Origin of the sequence: Actinophytocola sp. (assembly GCF_045807065.1) — a bacterium.
In the GTDB taxonomy this organism is placed as follows: domain Bacteria; phylum Actinomycetota; class Actinomycetes; order Mycobacteriales; family Pseudonocardiaceae; genus Actinophytocola.
The window spans coordinates 1-20415 of the sequence record NZ_JBJMIE010000326.1 but is presented as its reverse complement, the minus strand read 5'-3'; the positions used below and the strand labels follow the sequence as shown (position 1 = coordinate 20415).

Genomic DNA, 20415 nt, shown 5'->3' with positions numbered 1-20415 from the left:
AAGAATCGCGAATGTCTCGGTTTCTCGCCCGGTTCGGCGTCGTCCTGACCGCCGCGGTGGCGCTCGTCGCGGGCGGCGGCTCGGTCGCCAGCGCACACGTGATCGTCCAGGCGGACGAGGCGGTGCAGGGCGGTTCCGCGGAGATCGGGTTCCGGGTGCCCACGGAGACCGACACCGCGAGCACGGTGTCGGTACGGGTGGCGTTCCCGGCGGACGCCCCGATCGCCGAGGTGGCGGTCCTCCCCCTCGCGGGGTGGACCTACCACGTCACCACGACGGCGCCAGCCAGTCCGGTGGCGGCCGCCCACGGGGACGAGGCGTCCGAGGTGGTCCGTGAGGTCGAGTGGCGTGCCACCGGTCCGGGCATCAAGCCGGGCGAGTACGAGGTGTTCCGGATCGCGGCGGGCATGCTGCCCAGGATCGACCGGATCGTCTTCAAGGTCGTCCAGACCTACGACGACGGCCAGGTGCAGCGGTGGATCGACGAGCCCGTCAAGGGTGAACCGGAGCCGGCGCACCCGGCTCCAGTGCTGGCCCTCACCGCCGCCTCGGCAGCGGAGGGCGACGGCACGGCGATCGTCGTGAGCAGCTCGCCCGCACCGCCGTCGCAGGCCGCCTGGTGGACGGCGATGGCCATCGCGCTGCTGGCCCTGGGCTTCGCGCTCAGTGCGTTGGCCATCTCCATCCCGGCCGGCCGGCGCCGCCGCAAGGTGAGTGACGTGCCGGACGCCTGAGCGGCCGGCACGTGCGAAGACCCCGGGCGGGTACCCACCGCCCGGGGTCTTCTCCTTCCTGGCGCGTGCCGGTGGCCGAGGTGGCTCACACCGCGATGCCGGGGAGCTCCAGTTCCTCGGCGCGGTGGCAGCGGACCCGGCGGGACGGGGTGATCTCCTGCCACGCCGGGCGCTCCGTCCGGCACCTGTCGATCGCGAACGGGCAGCGCGGGTGGAAGTAGCAGCCGCTCGGCGGGCTCGTGGGGTCGGCGATCTCGCCGCGCGGCGGGGTGAACGTGAGTCGGGTCGTCGGGTCGGGACGGGGCACCGCGGCCAGCAGGGTCGCCGTGTAGGGGTGTCGTGGGGTGAACAGGACCTCGTCGCGGGTGCCCAGCTCGACGACCTGGCCGACGTACATGACGGCGATCCGGTCGCTGATGTGCTTGACGACGCTGAGGTCGTGCGAGACAAACAGGTAGGTCAGGCCGAGCCGGTCCTGCAGCTCGATCAGCAGGTTGAGGATCTGGGCCTGCACGGAGACGTCCAGCGCCGAGACCGGCTCGTCGGCCACCACGAGCCGCGGGTTGAGCGCCAGTGCCCTGGCGATGCCGATGCGCTGCCGCTGGCCGCCGCTGAAGGCGTGCGGGAACCTGCGCAGGTACTCCGGGCGCAACCCGACCAGCTTGAGCAGCTCCACGACCTGGTCGACGCGGTCCTGCCTGGTGCCGATGCCGTTGACCTTCAACGGCTCGCCGACGATGTCGAGCACGGTCATCCGCGGGTTCAGCGACGAGTACGGGTCCTGGAAGATCATCTGCAGCTCGGGGCGCAGCGGGCGCACCTGGTGGCGGGACAGCGCCGCCAGGTCCACGACCTCGCCGCCGATGCGGTGGAACAGGATCTCTCCGGAGTCGGGGTCGAGCGCGCGCAGGATGGCCCGGGCGGCCGTGGTCTTGCCGGATCCGCTCTCGCCGACCAGTGACAGGGTCTCCCCCTCCCGCAGGTCGAACGAGACCTCGTCCACCGCACGCACCTTGGCCCGCACCCGGCCGAACAGCTTGGAGCGGATCGGGAAGAACTTGGTCAGCCGCCGCACCTCGAGCAGGACCGGGTCGTCCTCGTTCACCGGCGCCGTCCGGCAGCCGATCTCGTCCGCCGCCTCGGCGAACCGCGGCGCCAGCAGCGGCAGGTCGATCCGGTTCCCCTTGGCGACCTTGTCGTCGTGCAGGTGGCAGGTCACCTCGTGGTGCGGGTCGGGCCGGTTGGTGGCCGGTTCCACGCTGTCGCACAGCTCGGCGATCGCGTACCGGCACCTCGGGTGGAACGCGCAGCCGGACGGCCGGTTGAACGGGTGCGGCACCGAGCCGCTGATGCTCGGCAACCTCTTGCGAGCCACGGACTGCATGCTCGGGATCGAGTCGAGCAACGCCCGGGTGTAGGGGTGTCGCGGCGCGTTGAAGATCTCCTCGACCGGGCCGCGCTCGACCACCCGGCCCAGGTAGACCACCAGCACCTCGTCGGCCATCTCCGCGATGACGCCGAGGTCGTGGGTGATCAGCATGACCGCCATGTCGGTGTCGCGCTTGAGGTCGCGGATCAGCTGCAGGATCTGCGCCTGGGTGGTGACGTCGAGCGCGGTCGTCGGCTCGTCGGCGATCAGCAGCCTCGGGCCGCCGGCCAGGGCCATGGCGATCATCGCGCGCTGGCGCAGGCCGCCGGACAGCTGCCAGGAGTACTCCTTCAGCACCCCTTCCGCGCGCGGGATGCCGACCATCCTGAACAGCTCGACGGCCCGCTCCTCGGCCTGCTGGCCGGACAGCTCGCTGTGCAGCCGGACGGCCTCGACGATCTGGTCGCCGACGGTGTGCACCGGGCTGAACGAGCTCATCGGCTCCTGGAACACCAGCCCGATGTCGCCGCCGCGGACCCGCCGGATCTCCGGCCCGTCGGGAGGCAGCTTGGCAAGGTCCACCCAGCCGCCCTCGGAGTCGTCGCGCCGCAGCAGGATCTCGCCCTCGATGATCCGGCCCGGCGGCGAGACGATGCCGAGCAGCGAGCGGGCCGTGATGCTCTTGCCGCAGCCGCTCTCGCCGACCACCCCGAGTGTCCGGCCGGCCGAGACGTCGAAGCTCACGCCGTCGACGGCACGGGTGATGCCCTCGTCGGCGAAGAAGTGCGTCTTCAGGTTGCGCACCGACAGCAGTGTCGTGTCGTCCCGAGTGGGGTCGATGGTCACCGACTCGGGTAACTGGCTAGAGCTCATAGGGATCCGCCGCATCTCGTAGACCGTCACCGAGGAAGTTGAACGCGAGGATCACCACGATCACCGGGACGACCGGAACCAGCATCCACGGTGAGAGCGCGACTGCCTGGACGTTCTGGGCCTGTTGGAGCATCACGCCCCAGGAGATCGCCGGCGGGCGCATGCCCAGTCCGAGGAACGAGAGCGAGGTCTCGAAGATGATGATCCCCGGCAGCGCCAGCGTCGTCGCGGCGATGATGTGACTCGCGAACAGCGGCACCATGTGCACGAAGATCACGCGACGAGGACGGCTGCCCACCAGCTCCGCCGCGGTCACGAAGTCCTCGCGGCGGATCTGCATCATCCGCCCGCGGACCACCCGGCCGAGCTCGGTCCAGCCGATCACCGACAGGATGACCGTGAGCGCGAGGTAGACCTGGGTGACGCTCCAGTCCTTCGGCATCGCCGCCGCCAGCCCCATCCACAGCGGGATGACCGGGATGGACCGCAGCACCTCGATGACGCGCTGGATGACGGTGTCGACCACGCCGCCGTAGTAGCCGGAGATCCCGCCGAGCACCACCCCGAACACGATGCTCAGGGCGACCCCGGTCAGGCCGATCAGCATCGAGGTGCGCGTGGCGAGGACCAACCGGGAGTAGATGTCGCGGCCCTGCTGGTCGGTGCCGAGCAGGAACAGCGACTGCTCGGCCGGTGTGCCCTCCGTGCCGATCAGGTGGATGTCGGTGCTGAACAGGCCGAGGAACTTGTACTCGTAGCCGTGCGCGAAGAGCCGGACCGGGATCCGCTTGGTGGGGTCGACCGCGTAGGACCGCTGCAGCGTGATCGGATCGCGCTGCCCGACCACGGCGTCGACGTGCGGCGCGAACGAACCGTCCTGGAACAGGTGCACGGCCTGCGGGGGCATCAGCGACCGCTGTCCCTCGGACGCCTGGGGGTCCGAAGTGGACAGGAAGTCCCCGAAGAGCGCGACGAAGTAGAAGAACAGCACGATCGCGGCACCGGCCATGGCGAGCTTGTGCTTGCGGAACCGCCACCAGATCAGCTGGCGCTGGCTCGCGACGGAGATCCGCTCCTCCTCGTCGATGACGGGCAACTTGTCGATGACGGCCTTAGCTGGCATGGCGAATCCTCGGGTCCAACCACATGAGCACGAGGTCGGAGACCAGCGTGCCGATCACGGTCATCACACCCAGCAGCAACACGATCGCACCGGCCAGGAACATGTCCTGGGCCTGGAGTGCCCGCAACAGCAGTGGCCCGACGGTCGGCAGGCTGAGCACGATCGACACCACGATGGAGCCGGAGACCACCTGCGGGAAGAGGAAACCGAGCGAGCTGGCGAACGGGTTGAGCGCGACCCGCACCGGGTACTTGGCGACGACCCGCCGCTCGGGCAGCCCCTTGGCCCGCGCCGTGATCACGTACGGCTTCTTGAGCTCGTCGAGCAGGTTGGCCCGCATGATGCGGATCAGCTGCGCGGTACCCGCCGTGCCGAGCACGATCGCCGGGATCACCAGGTGTTTCAACAGGTCCCACGCCTTGCCGAGGCTCCACCCGGCGTTCTCGTACGGTGGGGAGAACAGGCCGCCGACGTCGGTGCCGAACACGGCGAACCCGATGTACATGAGAACGAGCGCCAGCAGGAAGTTCGGGACCGCGAGGCCGAGGAAGCCGAGGAACGTCAGCGTGTAGTCACCGACGGAGTAGCGCCGGACGGCGGAGTACACACCGATCGGCAGCGCGACAGCCCACGTGAAGATGATCGCGGCGATGGAGACCACCAGGCTGAGCACCAACCGGTCCCCGATCACGTCGGCGACCGGCCGGTTCCAGTCGAAGGACATACCGAGGTCGCCATGCAGGACCCGGCCGATCCAGTCGAAGTACTGGACGAAGATCGGTTGGTCCAGCCCGTACTCGGCACGCAGCCGCGCCGCCTCGAAGGCCGCGGACGAGTTGCCGGTGTCGGCGAGCTCGGACATGCGGGTCGTGACGAAGTCCCCTTGGGGCAGCTGGATGATCAGGAAGCTCAGCACCGAGACCGCCCACACCGTGAACAGTCCCAGCGCGAGCCGCCGGCCGATGAAACTCAGCACGATGTCACCGTCACTTGTAGAAGAACATAATCGGGTAGGTGTTGTCCATGCTCTTCATCTGCAACGAGTTCACCACCCTGGCCGGCACGTTGCGCAGCCGGTTGTTGGTCAGGTAGACGCCGTTGACCGAGAGGCCGAACCCGACGATGCCGATCGACCACACCTGGTCGGCGTGCATCGTGTAGAGCTTCTTGCCTATCCGCACCCGTTCGGCGTCGTCCGGTTCGGACAGTCCCTTCTCGTAGAGCGCCATGGCGTCCTTGAGCAGCTTGAGCGACGCCGGCGGCTCGGTGCCCTGCTGGCCGTCGGAGGCGAACCACTTGGCGTAGGGGATGCCGATCATTCCCGGGTAGTTGTTGGTGACCGTCGGGAGGAACGTGTCGGGCTTGAGGAACGGGTCGTCGGTGCCGACCGCCTGGCCGGAGAGCATCAGCTGGTTGGCCGTGGCCCGCTGAGTGAGCAGGTTCGCCTCGGCGGACGCGATGTTGACGTCGATGCCGATCTTCTGCCACTGCCGCTTGACCATCTCGCCGATCCCGATGAAGTCGGCCGAGCTCGGGAACGCCTGGTAGTCGAGGATGATCCGGCTGGTGCCGTCCTTGCGCACGCGGTAGCCGGCATCGTCCTTCTTGGTCAGTCCGATCTTGTCGAGCAGTTTGTTGGCCTGTCCCGGATCGTGCGTCGCCCACTTGGTGTGCCACTCCGGGCCCGGGTCGTAGATGCTGCCCCTGGCGGCCATCGTGGCCGTCGGCGTGCAGGTGCCGAGGAAGAACGCCTCGTTGATCTGTCCCCGGTCGATGCCCAGCGACAGCGCCCGGCGGAACTCGACGGTGCGGATCAGCTCACCGAGCTCCTTGTCGGTGTCGTAGGCCAGGTTCAGCCGGATGCCGCAGTCCACCTCGGTGTAGGGCGCGCGGTGGACCTTGTACGAGCTGCGCTTCTCGTTCTGGATGAGCACGGGCAGGTTCGTCACGTTGAGGTGGCGGTCCTGCATGTCGTACTCCCCCGCGGACGCGCGCAGGGCGAGCACCTCGGTGTTCTCCACGTTGCCCATCGTGATGCGGCCGATGTAGGGAAGCTGATTGCCCTTCTCGTCGACCCAGATGCTGTAGGGATTCGGCCCGAACTCCCACGGCGGGTTGTTGATCGGACGGGTGAGCACCCACGGCGTGACCGTCGGCAGCTTCGGGTTCTGGTGCCAGGAGGCCAGACTGCGGAAGTACGCCGCCCATCCCTTGAACCCGGCGTCGGTGGCGAGCCTGTTCGCCGCGTCCACCGAGGTGTACTTGGGGTGGTACTGCGAGAGGTAGTGCTTGGGCAGGAACCCGCCCCCGCCGAGATGGGCGTTGGCGGCCATGCCGGCCAGGTCGGTCCACCCGGCGAGCCGTTGGGGCAGGGTCGGGTTGGACACCTTGGACACGTAGCGCACGGTGTGGTCGTCGACCTTCTCCACCTGGACCTCTTGACCGCCGATCCGCATGGACGACGAGCCGCTGCCGAGCTCCGGGGACAGGCTGACGTCCTCGCGCCAGAACACGAGGTCGTCCGCGGTGAACGGCTGACCGTCCGACCACCGCATCCCCTTGCGCAGGTGCAGTGTGAGGACCCGGTCGTTGTCGCTCAGCTCGAACGAGCGGGCGATGTTGGGCACCAGCTTCTCGAACCGGAAGTCCCAGTACAGCAGGCTGTCCGGGCCGGAGCAGAACCGCACCGCGTTCTGGAAGTCACCCTGCCCGACGAAGCCGCGGCGGATTTCGCCGCCGTACCTGCCAACCGACTGGATCGGCTTGAGCACCAGCGGCTCGGCTCCGATGCGCTCGGCGACCGGTGGCAGCTTTCCCTCCGCCACGAGCTTGGCGAAATCGGGCGCTTCCTGGAACTGCTTGGGGAACCGGGCCGGATCGGTGATCAGCTCGGCGCCCTCGACGGCGGGCAGGCCGGCCTGCGCCGTGCCACCGCGACTGCCGGCCTCCGCGGCTTTCGTTGACACGACTGGCGTCGACGAACACGCTCCGAGTAACAGGGTGCCGCCGCTCGCCAGGACGGCATCGCGCAGAAAGCGCCGTCGCGTGTAATCGCTGCCGGTCATTGTCTGACCCTTTCCTCACATCGGGCGAACTCGAGAAGAACTGCTGCCACCACAGGTCATGCCGGTCGGCGCGGTGGTCGCGCCCGTCCGACTCCGGTGTCGACGGTGCCCTCCGATCCCCCCGGTGGGCGACCGTCACGTGGTCCGCGTCGCTTTGGGATGACAGGTCTGATATTTTTCCGTTCAGGCCCCGAATTAGGAATACCGTATACAAGGTACGAGCGACCAGCAGCGACGCGAAGCCGATCGTCCATTCACTCGTGTTACGGTCGCCAATCAACGAGATTCCCGCGCTGACCAGCAGTGATTGAATATAGACGAGTTACTTAGGAGCAGCCGCCACGAGCGGTGGTAGGCCCAAGCACCACCCCTTGTGGCACCGTCCCTACGGGTGTCGCTCGGCCGATTCCCACAGGCATGCCGAAATGCCGGACCACGCTCGGCCTGCGGCGACATGCCTGGTGGTTCAGCACATATATATGGTCAGTACTGTCGGCGTCCCTAGTGGCTCAGCACACCCATCCGGTCGGCCAGCGGACGAAGTTCCGAGCGGGTCAACGAGTTCTCCCTGCGGAGCTGCTCGCACACGATGGCTCGACTCCCCACGTTCAGCCGCAGTTCCTCGGGCGACTCCCGCTCGGCCCTCTGCAACATGTGCACCACGGCGACATCCTCGCCGCGGATGTTGTACGCCCTGGCCAGGTCGACGAAATAGGAGAACCGCCGCTCCACACTGGGCAACGCGCTGACATCGCAGTGCTGCGCCGCGCGAATCGCCTCGCGCGGCTTGGACAGTTCGACCGCGAGCCACACCCGGTAGATGCCGACGTTGGTCGGGCCGAACACCGTGCGGAAGTCGTTGCGCTCGCCGACCTTCTCGGCGACCTGCTCGGCGACCTCGAGCGCCTTGGCGGCACCGTGTTCATCGCCCATCCGAGCGAACTGCGTGGCCCGCAACAGGTGCAGGGCGCCGTAGACGCTCATCCGCTGCGGCGTCGCGTCGGCCAGTGTCGGCTCCAGCATGGCGGCGGCGTCGGCGGCGAGCTCGGCCACCACCTCGCTGTGCCCCTGCCCGGTGAGGATCATGCCCACGTTCCACGCCGCGGCGGCGCGGTAGTCCAGGTCGTCCGCCTTGATCGCCGCGGCCATCGCGCGGTCCGCGGACAGCATCGACACGTCGTGCGCGCCGACCCGCGTGGTGAACGCCCTGGTGAGGAAGTACAGCATCGACGCGGTGCGCAACAGGTCCCCGCGTTCCGGCCCGTCGACCAGCGGAATGGTCGCCCGCGCCTCGGTGATCAGCCCGGGCAACATCATGCCGACCTGCTGGAACGGCCTGCGCTCCTGCCAGATGTCCCAGGCCGTCTCCACCGCCTCGCCCAGCCCCCGCACGTTGGGCTCGCCGGTCAGCCGCGGGTTGAACGACACCATCGCCGCCCGGATCGCGGGCACCGTGTCGTGCTCGCCCGGCCCCTCCGGCATGTCGCCGACGGGCAGTCCGGTCAGCCTGTACAGGTCCCGCACCCGCAGGATCCTGGCGATCTCGATCCAGTCGGAGAACGACGCCACCTGACGCTCACCGGACTCCCACTTGCGCCACGCCGAGACCGTGCAGCCCTTCAGCTGCGCGCACTGCTCCTGGGTGAGCCCCATCCGTCTGCGATACAGTCTGATGCGTTCGCCAGGCGGTAAGCTGGCCTCTGTCGTCGTCATGTCGCCCCTCGCTCGGCCATGAGTACGCCCATGTTAGGTCTCCGAGGGCTGCCGCGTCAGTGCAAAAGCCGGTGCAAAGGCCAATTGCAGTATTAGGTGATACCCAAGCCCGGCGGAGCGCCTCCTCGCCGGGTGGCCGCGCCTGCCGCCCCTGTCACGAAACGTCGCCGTCCGGGCGGCCGATGTTCACCACCAGTAACGGCTAGCCGTGCCCGGCCGAGAAGGGCCATGATCGTAATCGGCCGATTCTCACTCCTCGGTAAATTTTGGGTGGTGTCACGGATTGTGGTAGTCGACAGGATCTACCGGCCGTAGTATGACTGTGTTGGTGGCTACCTAGGCGGCTGAATAAGGTAGCAGCGATCCGACCAGACTCAATTCCGATCATCGGTAACCCTGCTTCGCTCAGGGGCATCGGTAAGGCGAAGAGGGTAACCAAGCTCCATCCAATGCATGCATCTCTGTGTCAGGAGTGGACGCGGTGAAACCAAGACGGGGACAGGATTCCGACACCGTCGCGTTTGCGAAAACCTATCGTGAGCAGCACAAACGCCATGGGCTGTCGTGGGCGAACGGCCTGGCGGGCGCCGCCCTGGGAGTCGCGGTGGGTGCGGATACTGTCTACACAAACAAGGAGAAAGAGTCGTCCGACTCGAAAGAGATTGAGCAGACAACTACCTGATTGTCTTAGCAACTACTCATTGCTCTCCCCGGTATTTCCATGCACGGATTTCGATCCGCCACACGTGCCACGGTGATCCCACCTCCAGGAAAGGTTAGGGTTACCTAGGCAGCCAGGTCCGCGGCCGTTCATCCCGGTTCCGGTGAACGTGCGTCCCGCGCTGGAGTGCGTCCGGCGCGGGGGACGGCGGCAACACCCGGACCGGAAGCCAGTCGCCGCCGCGAGGCCTCGACCAGGCCGGCCAGAAGACTCGTCCGGGCGTGGCCACCGGTTGGAGCGGACATCTCCGCGATCCGGGTCACGTTTCGGTCTCGGTCCGACACCGTGAAGCGCCGCGTGCCGCGGCTCCGGTGAAGGCGCGGAGCGTTCCGGCCAGTGCCTCGCGATGGGTGTCGGTGTCGCATCCCGGCCCACGCACCTCGGCGGCCGAGTAGTTGCTCCCTCGGCAAGCTCCCGCCACACCCGGATCCCTGGTGTGGGTCAAGAGCCGTCTGCGCCACCCCGTCCACGGCCGCCGGGCCGCGTCTGCCGTGCCGTCGGAAATACGATCTTCAGTGCGGACAGGTCGGACCTGTCGGCGCGCGCCGCGGTTTCTCCGGTCCGTCACCGAACCCACCCTCACCACCGGCATCACCAGCCTCCTCCACGCCGCCGCCGACTGGCTCGCCTGACGAACACCGCGCGAACACCATCGACAGAAGGACCACGGTCCCACCCAAACAGTCCGAGCACGACGACCACCGTCGGACGTACGGAAATTCCGTCCATACTGAGTGGAATTCAGGTGAAAGACCCACACCGACGACGGTGCGCCTTGCCACCTGCGCAAAACCCGGCTCTGAAATTCCGCTGACCTCACCCACGCGGACGCCTGCCACGCCACCCGATCCAGCTAATCTTGCGACCCGACGATGCGTTCACTTCTACTTGGAGTGTGGTGATTGGACTGGTCCACTGTACTGGGTTAACGCCCATGGTGGCCCCCATTCGTGCATCGCCATTCCAGTGTGGCAAACTGCGGGCCATGCAGTTGATCTTCCGGTGCGTGCGCCGAATCCGGACAATGATCACCACCAATCCGGAAGCCGTCGTTTTCGGCATGCTTCTCGTGCTTGCCGTCGCGTGCGTATGGCTCTGGTACCCGCCGATGGGGATGGTTGGCTGACGTGGGTTACCGGACGGCGCGCTCGTCCGGTACGCCCGGCCGTTCAGGGCGGGGTTTGGGAACAGCGGGCTGCTCGGCTCGTGCGCGTAGGTCGCCTGCCCGCGAGTCGCCGAGTGAGTCGAGCAGGTCCGCGGCCGTCAACCACGAGGCACGTGCCTGGTCGTGGTCATCGGCGGCGGCGTAGGCATTCCCCAGCACCTCCAGCGCCTGGGCCCAGCCGGCGGTGTTGCGCATGCCCTGGTGCGTCGCCGCGGCCTCCGTGGCGTGCGCGATCGCCGTCGGATAGGCGCCGAGTTCGGTACGGGCCGTCGCGAGCGTGCACAGCACCTCGGCGGCACTTGCCCGGTCGCCGGTTCGTTCGTGGATGACCAGCGCGTCCTCCCCGGTGCTGACCGCGAGGTCCAGCCGGCCGATGTCGAGGTTCAGCCGCGCTACCCGGTTCAGGGTCCGGCCCTCCCCTTCCAGGTCACCGAGCTTGCGGCTCAGGTGCCGCGACTTCAGGTAGTGCCGGTGGGCCTCCGCGTGCTCGCCCAGCGCCAGATGATCGTCGCCGAGCCAGCGGTTGGTGATCCCGATCATCCACTCGTCGTGGCTGGCGGTGAAGGCGGCCAGTGCCCTTCGGTGCCAGTCGATGGCCTCGGCCGGCCTCCCGAGCCGCAGGCGAATGCTCCCGATGTTGTGCATGGCGATGGACTCGCCATATGAATCCCCCGCCGCGCGGAAGGCGTGGTAGGCCTCCTCGAAGCACTGCGCGGCTCGCTGGTGGTCGCGTAGTGCGGCGTGCAGCACACCCGCGGCGGTCAGACACCCGGCCTCCGCGTCCGGCCGACCAGCTCGGGCGGCCGCGGCCCGCCCGAGATTCTGAACCTCGAGAAGCTCGTGGAGGTCACCGCGACCGCTCAGGACGTTGAGACAGGCAGCGAGCCGCCAGGCGGCCTCGTCGTGCCCCTCCTTGGCAGCCCGGTGACAGAGGCCCACGAGACTGGCACGCTCGAGGTCGAACCACTGCTTGGCCTCCTCCTTCGTCGTGAACGAGGGCGGGGTCACGGGCTCGGGCGAGGGCAGCGCCGGTACCTGGTGCGGATCCGCTATCAGGAACGACCGGGCGGCGCGGGCGGCCTCGACGTACCACGTCAGCATCCGCCGCACCGCCTCAGCACGGGACTCCGGACTCTCGTCCCGTTGGACGCGGTCGGCCGCGTACTCGCGGCAGATGTCGTGAGCCCGGTACCGCCCCGCACCCTCCTGCTCGATGAGATGGGCGCCCACCAGAGCGTCGAGCGGCTGGTCCACCTCGAACCGGTCGAGCCCGCCCACAGCGGCCACGGCGGCCGCGCTGAACCGCGTGTTCGGCAGCAGTCCGAGCATGCGGAACACTCGCCGGTCGACCGGCCGCAATGCGCGGTAGCTCCAGGAAAGTGCCGACCGCAACGTCACCGTGTCGTCGTCGCCCTGGGCGCCGGCGTCGAGCAGCCGCCGGGTGTGCCGCAGCTCGTCGACCAACTCGCGAAGCGGCACCTCCGTCCGGGCGGCGACGTGCTCGGCGACGACCCGTACGGCGAGCGGAAGGCGTTCACACAGGTCCACCAGTTCGTCGATCGCGTCCGGCTCGGTCATCGCCCGCCGGCCGCTCCTGGCGACCACGAGAGCGGTGGCCTCCTCCTGCCGCAGCTCCGGCACGGTGATGCGCTCGGCGCCATCGCGCAGGGCACTGCCGGTCAGCCGCTTGCGACTGGTCAGCACGACCGGGCAGCCGGCGGTGGCGGCGAGCATCGGGCGGGCGTGTGCGCTGTCGCGCACGTTGTCCAGGATGACCAGCACCCGCCGGCCGGCCAGCGTGTCGCGCAGCATCGCGGCCCGCTCGTCGACCGCGTTCGGGATGCGCTCTGCGGGAACGCCGAGTTCGTCGAGGAACACGCCCATCGCCGCGCTGGGCTCGACAGGGTTGACGTCCGCGTACCCGGCGAGGTCGAGGTGCAGGATCCCGTCGGGGAACAGGCCCTGCCGGCGGCGGGCCCAGTACCTGATCAAGGCCGTCTTGCCGACCCCCGGCCGCCCGTCCAGCGCGACCACCCGACCCGCCGCTTCCGGGCCGGACAGGAGCGCGTCGAGTCGAGCGAGCAGTTCGGTGCGCCCGGTGAAGTGCGGGGTGTCCCGCGGTAGCGGCGGCACACGAACAGCGAACACCGGCCGGCTGCCCGTACGGCCGCCGCGTGCCGTCTCCTCGGTGATCTGGACGAGATTCGGGCTTGGCGCCACGCCGAGATCCGCGTTCAGGCGCTGGGAGAAATCGCGAAAGAATGCCGGGATCTCACTGGAACGCCCGGTATCGGCCAGTACACGCATCCACTGCCCGGCCAGCGTTTCATCGTACGGATGATCGGACAGCAGGGCAGGCAGACGCTCGAGCACGAACTCGGACTCACCGAGCGCGAGTTTGGCCTCGAACAGGGCGCTGTGTGCGGGGAGCAGATCCCGGACGACGAGCGCGGCACGCTGCCGGCGCGCCCACGCGGTTCTGAGGTCGGCGATGAAGGGGCCGCGCCACAGGTCGACCGCCTCGGCGAAGTGGTCGGCAGCGACGGCGTGCTCGCCCCGGCCGAGCGCACGACGTCCGGTGCTCAAAGCGTTGACGAACCGCTGGTAGTCCACATCGGACGGATCGATTTCGAGACGGTACCCGTCCTGCTCGGTGTGCACCACGGCCGGGCACGCCGACTCGTTCAGCAGCCGCCGCAGTCGCGACACATGGACCTGCAGAGTCGACGACCGTCCCGGCGATTCGTCGTCCCAGAGCGCGTGGGTCAGGTACTCGGCGGAGACGGTTTCGTTATTCTTGAAAGCCAATACACCCAACAAGCCGCGAACCTTCGTGGTGCGCAACTCCACGACGTTCTCGTGTATCGCCAGCTGCACGGATCCCAGAATTCGCAATCGCACCGTCGCCCCCAGGGCTCGCTCGCGGCGTTTTCCTGAGTGTCAGCGCACGGAAACATCAATTCTGAGCGACGCTGCCCGCTGATATTCAACTGTTACATGCAATGTCGGATGCGCGCGCGATCTGCACAGTCGCCGCCGCAGACCTTCGTGCGTCCACTGTCCACAATGGAATATTGGTGGTCGCGCAGCTGGCCCTACCTGCTCCTGCCAGTTGGCCCGCAACACGACACCGCTGGGAGACCAGGGCGGTCTCCCAGCGGTGTCGGGGACTTCGTCAGGTGGTGGGTAGTGGGCTGGTGCTGGTGGGGGCGAGCCGTTGGATGATCATCCGGTGGATGTGGTTGGCGCATTCGCGGTAGGCGATGGTGGGTTGGCCGTGGGGGTCGGGGATGTCGCCGTCGGGGTCGAGGCAGATGGTCTTGTCGGCCGTGTGGGGAGCCATGGCCAGTAGGGCGTCGCGTTGGGCGGTGGTCATCGTGTAGACGGTGTGGGCCTGGTCGATGAGTTCGGGGGTGAGCTGGCGGGCGCGGTGGTCGGGTGCGGAGAGTCCGAGTTCGGTGAGCGCGGTGACCGCGTCGTCGGGCATGGCGGTGCCGGTCTGGGCGGTGAGGCCGGCGCTGGTGATGCGCCAGCGGCCGGTGGCCAGGGCGGTACGCGCGATGGTTTCGGCCATGGCCGAGCGGCAGGTGTTGCCGCCGCAGACGAACAGCAGCAGCGGCTGCTCGTCGGTCTGGGTGATGGTGATGGTGGTGGTGCGCCGCAGTGCGGTGCGGATGGCCGGGAAGCTCAGCGCGGCGATGGCCAGCACGATGAAGCCGGTGGCGACGAGCTGGCCGGTGCCAGGGGCGGCGATGCCGGTGAGCGCGGCCAGGCCGAAGGAGGCGACCAGGCCGGAGAGCAGGCTGGCGCACCGGTTGGCGGGCACGCACCAGGTGTACTCGCGGGGGTCGAGGTAGATCAGGGTGCCGTAGACGTAGAGCGCGGAGTACAGCAACCCGATGCCGAACGCGGGCAGCACGCCCGGCGTGACCAGGAAGGTGGTGAAGCCTTCGCGCAGCGCGGCGGAGACCTGGCCGAGGCCGGCGACGGCGAGGACGGCGCAGAGCAGGAGCTGCCAGACGGCGGAGGAGACGGCTTCTTCGGCGAAGTAGCGGCGGTCGGTCTGCTCGTCACCGGTCTTGGCGACGCGGCTCATGATCTGGAACCGTCCGATGTACCCGGTGAAGTAGAGCGCGAGGCTGGCCGCCGCGCCGAGGGTGAGGGTGTAGGCGTTCACATCGGCCAGCGCGGTGGCCACGGCGGCGAGGCTGAGCACCAGCGCCGCCCAGGACCAGACGCGGACGCGACGCCGGCGCACGGTGTCCACGATCGGCGACAGGACCAGCACCCCGGCGCGCATCATCAGCAGCATGAACAGGATCGACACCCCGGCGAAGGTGTAGTTCAGGGTGGTGGTGGCGATCACCAGCGCCATGAAGAACCCGGCGACGATCATCGTGCGGCTCGGGAAGCGCATCAACCGGCCGAACACGGTGCGGGTGCCCATGTACCGCCACCAGCCGGTCGCGGCCAGGAACAGCGGCGCACCGACCAGCGTGCCGACCGCGGCCGCCGGTAACAGGACCAACCCGCCCACCTGCTTGTCCATGCCGGGCAGCAGGCCGGAGGAGAGCGACTTGGTCAGGGCGGCATACGGGGTGTACCAGAGGAAATAGCCGATCGCGAGCCCCAGCATGCCCCCGGCAAGCCACCAGGACCGCCGCGACGGTGTTCGGGTCCTCATTCCACGGGTGATCGACATCACGGGTCTCCAAACTCCGTCTGGGCTCGGCGTCGAGGGAGAAGGAGGCACGCGCCAGCTGCTCGGTCAGGACGAAGCCCGGGGCAGTGAAGGACACGCGGCGGCCGGCACCGTCAGCCATGCGATGTCGGCTGCCGCCGTGTGCGGGACCCGAGGTCGATCACTCGGGCCAGCACTGTGATCGACATGTTTCACCTAACTGGATTACTGGCCGGTAATAGCCCCGAGCGGTGGCGGTACCCGGTCACCCCCGCAGTGGCGGTACCCGATCACCCCCGCAGTGGCGCTAGCCCGCGCCGGGGCGATCCTCGTCCACTTCGTCGGCCGTCTACTCGGGCCGACTCCGCTCATCCACCCCCCACGGTGGGAACTCGCCCGACCTCTACTCCGGCTGGCCAGTGTGGAACGGGCGATCGCGTCAGGGAATCGGGGCGGGCGGGTACACGCCGGTCCCCCATCCTCGACCGTCGGCACATCGCCGAGCGGTCCCCTCGCCGCGTGGGCGTGCCGGTCGATTCCGCGGAACGAGGAACGCCGGAGGGACGAGTTGCGGCGGAAGGCGGCTCCCTACTCCCGGTAGGTACGGAATCATCATCAGGAGTAGGGGTCCGCTAGCGTAGTCGTCACGCTACGCTCGGCAGCGCTTGGACAACAAGTCACGGAGGCGCGGCATGCCGACGAACGACACCGATCCCAACGCTCCTGTCGGAGTCGACCCGACCAGGGCCAGCGTCGCGCGGGTGTATGACGCCCTGCTCGGCGGCAAGGAGAACTACGCGGTCGACCGGCAGGTGATGCGGGAGATGACCGGCGCCGTGCCGGAGGTCGTCGACGCCGCGCTGGAGAACCGGGCGTTCCTCATCCGCGTGTGCCGCTTCATCGCCAGCCAGACCGGGGTCACCCAGTACCTCGACTGCGGATCCGGCCTGCCCACCGCGGAGAACACCCACCAGGTCGTGCAGCGGCTCAAGCCCGAGTCCAAAGTGGTGTACGTCGACAACGACCCGGTCGTGCTCGCACACGGCCGGGCGCTGCTGGAGGAGGACGAGCGCACCCGCCTCATCCAGGGCGACCTCTTCCGTCCCAGGGCGATCCTGGAGCACGAGGTCGTGCGCAGGCACCTCGACTTCACCCAACCCATCGCGCTGTTCCAGCTGGCGACGTTGCACCACTACAAGGGCCCACGCGACCGGGCGGCGAAGGTCATGCGGGAGTACGTCGACGCTCTGCCGTCCGGGTCCTACGTGGCGATCTCCCACTTCTTCGATCCGCAGAGCGAGGACTCCGCGACGACCGCGGCCCTCGAGGACGCCATCGCGAGGGGCTCGCTCGGCGGTGCGACCCCGCGCACCCGCGACGAGATCATGGAGCTCCTCGCGGGGCTGGAGTTGGTGGAGCCGGGCCTGGTGCCCGTGATCGACTGGTGGCCGGACGGCCCCCGGCTCAAACCCCACACCGGCGCGCAGCAACTCATCGCCGGCGCCGTCGGCCGCAAGCCCTGAGCCGGCGGGACAAGACCAGGCCCACCTAGGTAGGAACCGCGGCGGGACGGAGCCGGTGGGGCGTGGTCACGCTTTCCCGCGGCCCTCCGACCACGCGATTCACCTTGCGCCACCGGAACTTTCGGTCGCGCAGCCGTCGTCACGGGCCGGCGAACAGGCGCATCATTCGCCAGTTTCGTTGTGATTACTCGCGGGAAGGGGTGTGCGTGCCCGCCCGCGCTCCCTAGTGTGAGGGGGAGTGAGCGTTGGGTGACGGACCAAAGGCGGTTCTCCACCATGAGGGATGTACAGCCCACGTCGACGAACCCGGGCAGCGGCGCCGTACTCGCCGCGTGGGAACGGTTCGTGCAGGGTGAGGACCAGGTCCCGGGTGTCCGGCCCCTGGTTGCGATCTCCTGGCACCGCTGCCGCGAGCAGTACCGGGTCGACCCCCACCTCACCGACGCCCCGGTCGCCGTCGCGGAGCTCGACCACACGCCCGAACACGACGTCGTGTTCGCCGAGCTGGGTTTTCGCGCCGCCGCCGTGGCGCACGAGGTGAGCACGATCGGCGGTGTCGTCACCATCGCCGACGCCACGGGCCGGATCCTGGCCGAGTGGGGGGACCAGAGCACGCTCGCCAGGGCCAACGACGCGAACCTGGCGCCCTGGTTCTGCTGGTCGGAGTGCGCGGTCGGCACGAACGGGATGGGCACGGCACTCGAGTCGCACGGCCCGGTGTCGATCAGGGGCGCGGAGCACTGGTGCCAGGCGTTCCACAGCTGGGTCTGCGCGGGCATCGCGGTGCGGGACGTGGTGACCAGGGAACCGATCGCGGTGCTCAACATCTCCTGCTGGCGCAGCCAGCTCCCCGCGTCCGCGGGCGGCTGGCTGGCCAACGCGGCCACCATGACCCGGTACACACTGAAAAGGCGCGCCAGGGACAGCGGCGCCGAGCTGGTCGCGGCCTACACCCGGGCCAGGGCACGCTCCGGTGCGGCGCTCGCCGCGGTCGACACCGCGGGCAAGGTCGTGATCGCCGACGACATGGCGGGCGTGCTCCTGGGCGTGCCGGCGGCCACCCCGGCGGTCGACCCCACGCTGCGGTGGAACCCCGGGCTGCCGGAGCTGATCGCCGCCGTGCGGTACGCGAGCAAGCAGGCGGCCCGCAGCCCCGACTGGGTCGGCTCGACGCAGATCTTCACCCACCTCGCCGACGAGCCGACGTCCGTCAGCATCCGCCCCGTCTTCTCCTCCGGGCACCTGATCGGGAACCTGGTGTCGTTCGGCGCCGCCGACGGGGAACGGCTGCCGGAGGCGGAACGCCCCGCGCACCCCCGGGCGCGGCCGCGCCGGCTGGTCGCCATGCGGGACAACCGGATGGTGCTGCTGCGGCTGGCGGAGGTCTCCTTCGCCGAGTCGCAGGGGAACGACGTGTGGCTGGCCACCGACCAGGGGCGGTTGCGCGCCGCCTCGCTGAGCCTGGACAAGCTCGACAGCGAGCTGGCGGATGTCGGCTTCCTGCGCGTGCACCGCCGCTACGTGGTCAACCTCAGCCGCATCCGGGAGATCGAGCGCGGGGGGAAGGGCGAGCTGTCGCTGGTCATGGACGAGCGGACGAACGTGCTGGTGCCGGTCTCCCGGCGCAACGCGCCGGCCGTGCGCCGGGCCCTGGACATCTGAGATGGGCACCGGGAGCAGGAGCGACCGCGACTGGTGGCCGAACCGGCTGAACCTGGCGGTCCTGCGCAAGCACGTTCCGGAGGCCGACCCCATGGGCGGGGACTTCGACTACGCCGCGGAGTTCCGGACGCTCGACCTGGACGCGCTGGCCGCCGACGTCGACGCGGTGCTGACGACCTCGCAGGAGTGGTGGCCCGCGGACTTCGGCCACTACGGGCCGCTCGTGGTCCGGATGGTGTGGCACTGCGCCGGCACGTACCGGATCGACGACGGCCGCGGTGGTGCCGGCGCCGGGATGCAGCGGTTCGCGCCGCTGAACAGTTGGCCGGACAACCGCAACCTCGACAAGGCGCGGCGGTTGCTGTGGCCGGTGAAGAGCAAGTACGGCCGCCGGATCTCGTGGGCGGACCTGATGGTCTTCGCGGGCAACCGCGCGCTGGAGTCGATGGGGCTGCGTACTTTCGGCTTCGGTGGCGGCCGCGCGGACGTCTGGGAGCCCGACGAGGACGTGTACTGGGGCCCCGAGCGGGCCTGGCTCGGCGACGAACGCCACGGTGGCGTCCGCGAGCTGGCGAGTCCGCTGGACGCCACGCAGAAGGGCCTCATCTACGTCAACCCGGAGGGCCCGAACACGGTGCCGGACCCGCTCACCGCGGCCAGGGAGATCCGCGAGACGTTCCGGCGCATGGGGATGGACGACGAGGAGACCGTGGCCCTGATCGCGGGCGGCCACACGTTCGGCAAGACCCACGGCGTGGCCGACCCGGACGCCTTCCTCGGCCCCGAACCCGAGGGCGCGCCGATCGAGGAGCAGGGCCTGGGCTGGCGGAGCGGCTACGGCACCGGGAAGGGTCCGGACGCCATCTCCAGCGGGCTCGAGGGCACGTGGACACCCACCCCGACCACGTGGGACAACAGCTTCCTCGAGACGCTGTTCGGCTACGAGTGGGACCTGGAGCTGAGCCCCGCCGGCCTGTGGCAGTGGATCCCGAGGGACGGCGGCGGGGCCGGCACCGTGCCGGACGCCCACGACCCCGCGAAGCGGCACGCCCCCACGATCCTGACGACGGACCTCGCGCTGCGCGTGGACCCGGTCTACGAGCCGATCTCGCGGCGGTTCCTGGCGCACCCGGACCGGTTGGCGGACGCGTTCGCCCGGGTCTGGTTCAAGTTGACACACCTCGACATGGGCCCGATCGAGCGCTATCTCGGTCCGCTGGTCCCCCGCGAGAGGCTGATCTGGCAGGACCCGGTCCCCGCGGTGGACCACGAACTGGTCGACGCCGCGGACATCGCCGCGCTGAAGGCCCGGATCCTCGCCGCCGGGCTGCCGGTCGGGCAGCTCGTCGCCACCGCGTGGGCGTCGGCCTCGACCTTCCGCGTCAGCGACCGGCGCGGCGGGGCGAACGGCGCCCGCATCCGCCTCGAGCCGCAGCGGAGCTGGGAGGTCAACGAGCCCGAGACGCTGGCGCGGGTGCTGCGGATCCTGGAGGGGATCCAGGAGTCGTTCAACGGCGACCGGACCGGGGGCAGGCGGGTCTCGCTGGCCGACCTCATCGTGCTCGGTGGCGCCGCCGCCGTCGAGCGGGCCGCCGAGCGGGCGGGCGCTCGCGTCGAGGTCCCCTTCGCGCCGGGGCGCACGGACGCCACGCGCGAGTGGACCGACGTCGCGTCCTTCGCCCCGCTGGAACCGGACGCGGACGGGTTCCGCAACTACCGCGGCCACCGCGCCCGGCTGCCGTCGGAGCACCTGCTGGTCGACCGGGCGAACCTGCTGGACCTGAGC

Annotated in this window: 12 protein-coding genes; 5 read left to right on the top strand and 7 right to left on the bottom strand. The window is 69.2% G+C overall.

Annotation, left to right across the window (positions count from 1 at the left end; translation table 11 throughout):
* The first annotated feature begins 11 nt into the window (after window positions 1-11).
* Window positions 12-734, top strand: coding sequence for a YcnI family protein (locus tag ACJ73U_RS18910; RefSeq protein ID WP_407778971.1), 723 nt, complete (start codon window positions 12-14; stop codon window positions 732-734).
* Window positions 735-819: 85 nt separating this feature from the next.
* Here the strand turns inward: ACJ73U_RS18910 and ACJ73U_RS18905 are convergent, their stop codons facing one another.
* The 5 genes from ACJ73U_RS18905 to ACJ73U_RS18885 form a co-directional block, all read right to left on the bottom strand.
* Window positions 820-2976: a dipeptide ABC transporter ATP-binding protein gene (locus tag ACJ73U_RS18905; RefSeq protein ID WP_407778970.1), complete on the bottom strand. Its 2157-nt coding sequence runs from the start codon at window positions 2974-2976 to the stop codon at window positions 820-822.
* On the bottom strand, window positions 2966-4099 hold the full coding sequence (locus ACJ73U_RS18900; RefSeq protein ID WP_407778969.1) for an ABC transporter permease: 1134 nt from the start codon (window positions 4097-4099) through the stop codon (window positions 2966-2968). The genes ACJ73U_RS18905 and ACJ73U_RS18900 overlap by 11 nt, the downstream gene beginning before the upstream one ends.
* Entirely contained in the window at window positions 4089-5075 is a 987-nt protein-coding gene (locus tag ACJ73U_RS18895) for an ABC transporter permease (protein WP_407778968.1), read from the bottom strand. Before ACJ73U_RS18895 ends, ACJ73U_RS18900 begins: the two co-directional genes overlap by 11 nt.
* Before the next feature lie 10 nt (window positions 5076-5085).
* Window positions 5086-7065 carry an ABC transporter substrate-binding protein gene (locus tag ACJ73U_RS18890; RefSeq protein WP_407778967.1) on the bottom strand — a complete coding sequence of 660 codons (1980 nt, stop codon included), beginning with the start codon at window positions 7063-7065 and terminating at the stop codon, window positions 5086-5088.
* Between the two features lie 600 nt (window positions 7066-7665).
* The gene (locus ACJ73U_RS18885) at window positions 7666-8877 is read right to left on the bottom strand and encodes a helix-turn-helix domain-containing protein (protein ID WP_407778966.1); all 1212 of its coding nucleotides are present in this window, start codon (window positions 8875-8877) and stop codon (window positions 7666-7668) included.
* 1706 nt (window positions 8878-10583) lie between these two features.
* Between ACJ73U_RS18885 and ACJ73U_RS18880 the strand changes: the two genes are divergently transcribed.
* Window positions 10584-10724, top strand: coding sequence for a hypothetical protein (locus tag ACJ73U_RS18880; RefSeq protein ID WP_407778965.1), 141 nt, complete (start codon window positions 10584-10586; stop codon window positions 10722-10724).
* Between the two features lie 6 nt (window positions 10725-10730).
* Here the strand turns inward: ACJ73U_RS18880 and ACJ73U_RS18875 are convergent, their stop codons facing one another.
* Together ACJ73U_RS18875 and ACJ73U_RS18870 are read right to left on the bottom strand one after the other, a co-directional pair.
* Entirely contained in the window at window positions 10731-13613 is a 2883-nt protein-coding gene (locus ACJ73U_RS18875; protein WP_407778976.1) for a BTAD domain-containing putative transcriptional regulator, read from the bottom strand.
* Window positions 13614-13938: 325 nt separating this feature from the next.
* Window positions 13939-15447 (bottom strand): hypothetical protein, encoded by a 1509-nt coding sequence (locus tag ACJ73U_RS18870; RefSeq protein WP_407778964.1) that lies wholly within the window; start codon window positions 15445-15447, stop codon window positions 13939-13941.
* Between the two features lie 689 nt (window positions 15448-16136).
* On the opposite strand from ACJ73U_RS18870, the gene ACJ73U_RS18865 reads away from it, so the two are divergent.
* The 3 genes from ACJ73U_RS18865 to katG form a co-directional block, all read left to right on the top strand.
* Window positions 16137-16967 (top strand): SAM-dependent methyltransferase, encoded by an 831-nt coding sequence (locus tag ACJ73U_RS18865; protein WP_407778963.1) that lies wholly within the window; start codon window positions 16137-16139, stop codon window positions 16965-16967.
* Between the two features lie 276 nt (window positions 16968-17243).
* Window positions 17244-18629: a LytTR family transcriptional regulator DNA-binding domain-containing protein gene (locus ACJ73U_RS18860; protein WP_407778962.1), complete on the top strand. Its 1386-nt coding sequence runs from the start codon at window positions 17244-17246 to the stop codon at window positions 18627-18629.
* A gap of 1 nt (window position 18630) precedes the next feature.
* On the top strand, window positions 18631-20415 hold a 1785-nt coding region (gene katG / locus ACJ73U_RS18855; protein ID WP_407778961.1), incomplete at its 3' end, for a catalase/peroxidase HPI.

Excerpts from the sequence above, each read along its gene's own strand:
- ACJ73U_RS18910 (WP_407778971.1), top strand. The coding sequence starts at position 12 with ATGTCTCGGTTTCTCGCCCGGTTCGGCGTCGTCCTGACCGCCGCGGTG.
- ACJ73U_RS18905 (WP_407778970.1), bottom strand. The coding sequence starts at position 2,976 with ATGAGCTCTAGCCAGTTACCCGAGTCGGTGACCATCGACCCCACTCGG.
- ACJ73U_RS18900 (WP_407778969.1), bottom strand. The coding sequence starts at position 4,099 with ATGCCAGCTAAGGCCGTCATCGACAAGTTGCCCGTCATCGACGAGGAG.
- ACJ73U_RS18885 (WP_407778966.1), bottom strand. The coding sequence starts at position 8,877 with ATGACGACGACAGAGGCCAGCTTACCGCCTGGCGAACGCATCAGACTG.
- ACJ73U_RS18880 (WP_407778965.1), top strand. The coding sequence starts at position 10,584 with ATGCAGTTGATCTTCCGGTGCGTGCGCCGAATCCGGACAATGATCACC.
- ACJ73U_RS18870 (WP_407778964.1), bottom strand. The coding sequence starts at position 15,447 with ATGAGGACCCGAACACCGTCGCGGCGGTCCTGGTGGCTTGCCGGGGGC.
- ACJ73U_RS18865 (WP_407778963.1), top strand. The coding sequence starts at position 16,137 with ATGCCGACGAACGACACCGATCCCAACGCTCCTGTCGGAGTCGACCCG.
- ACJ73U_RS18860 (WP_407778962.1), top strand. The coding sequence starts at position 17,244 with ATGAGGGATGTACAGCCCACGTCGACGAACCCGGGCAGCGGCGCCGTA.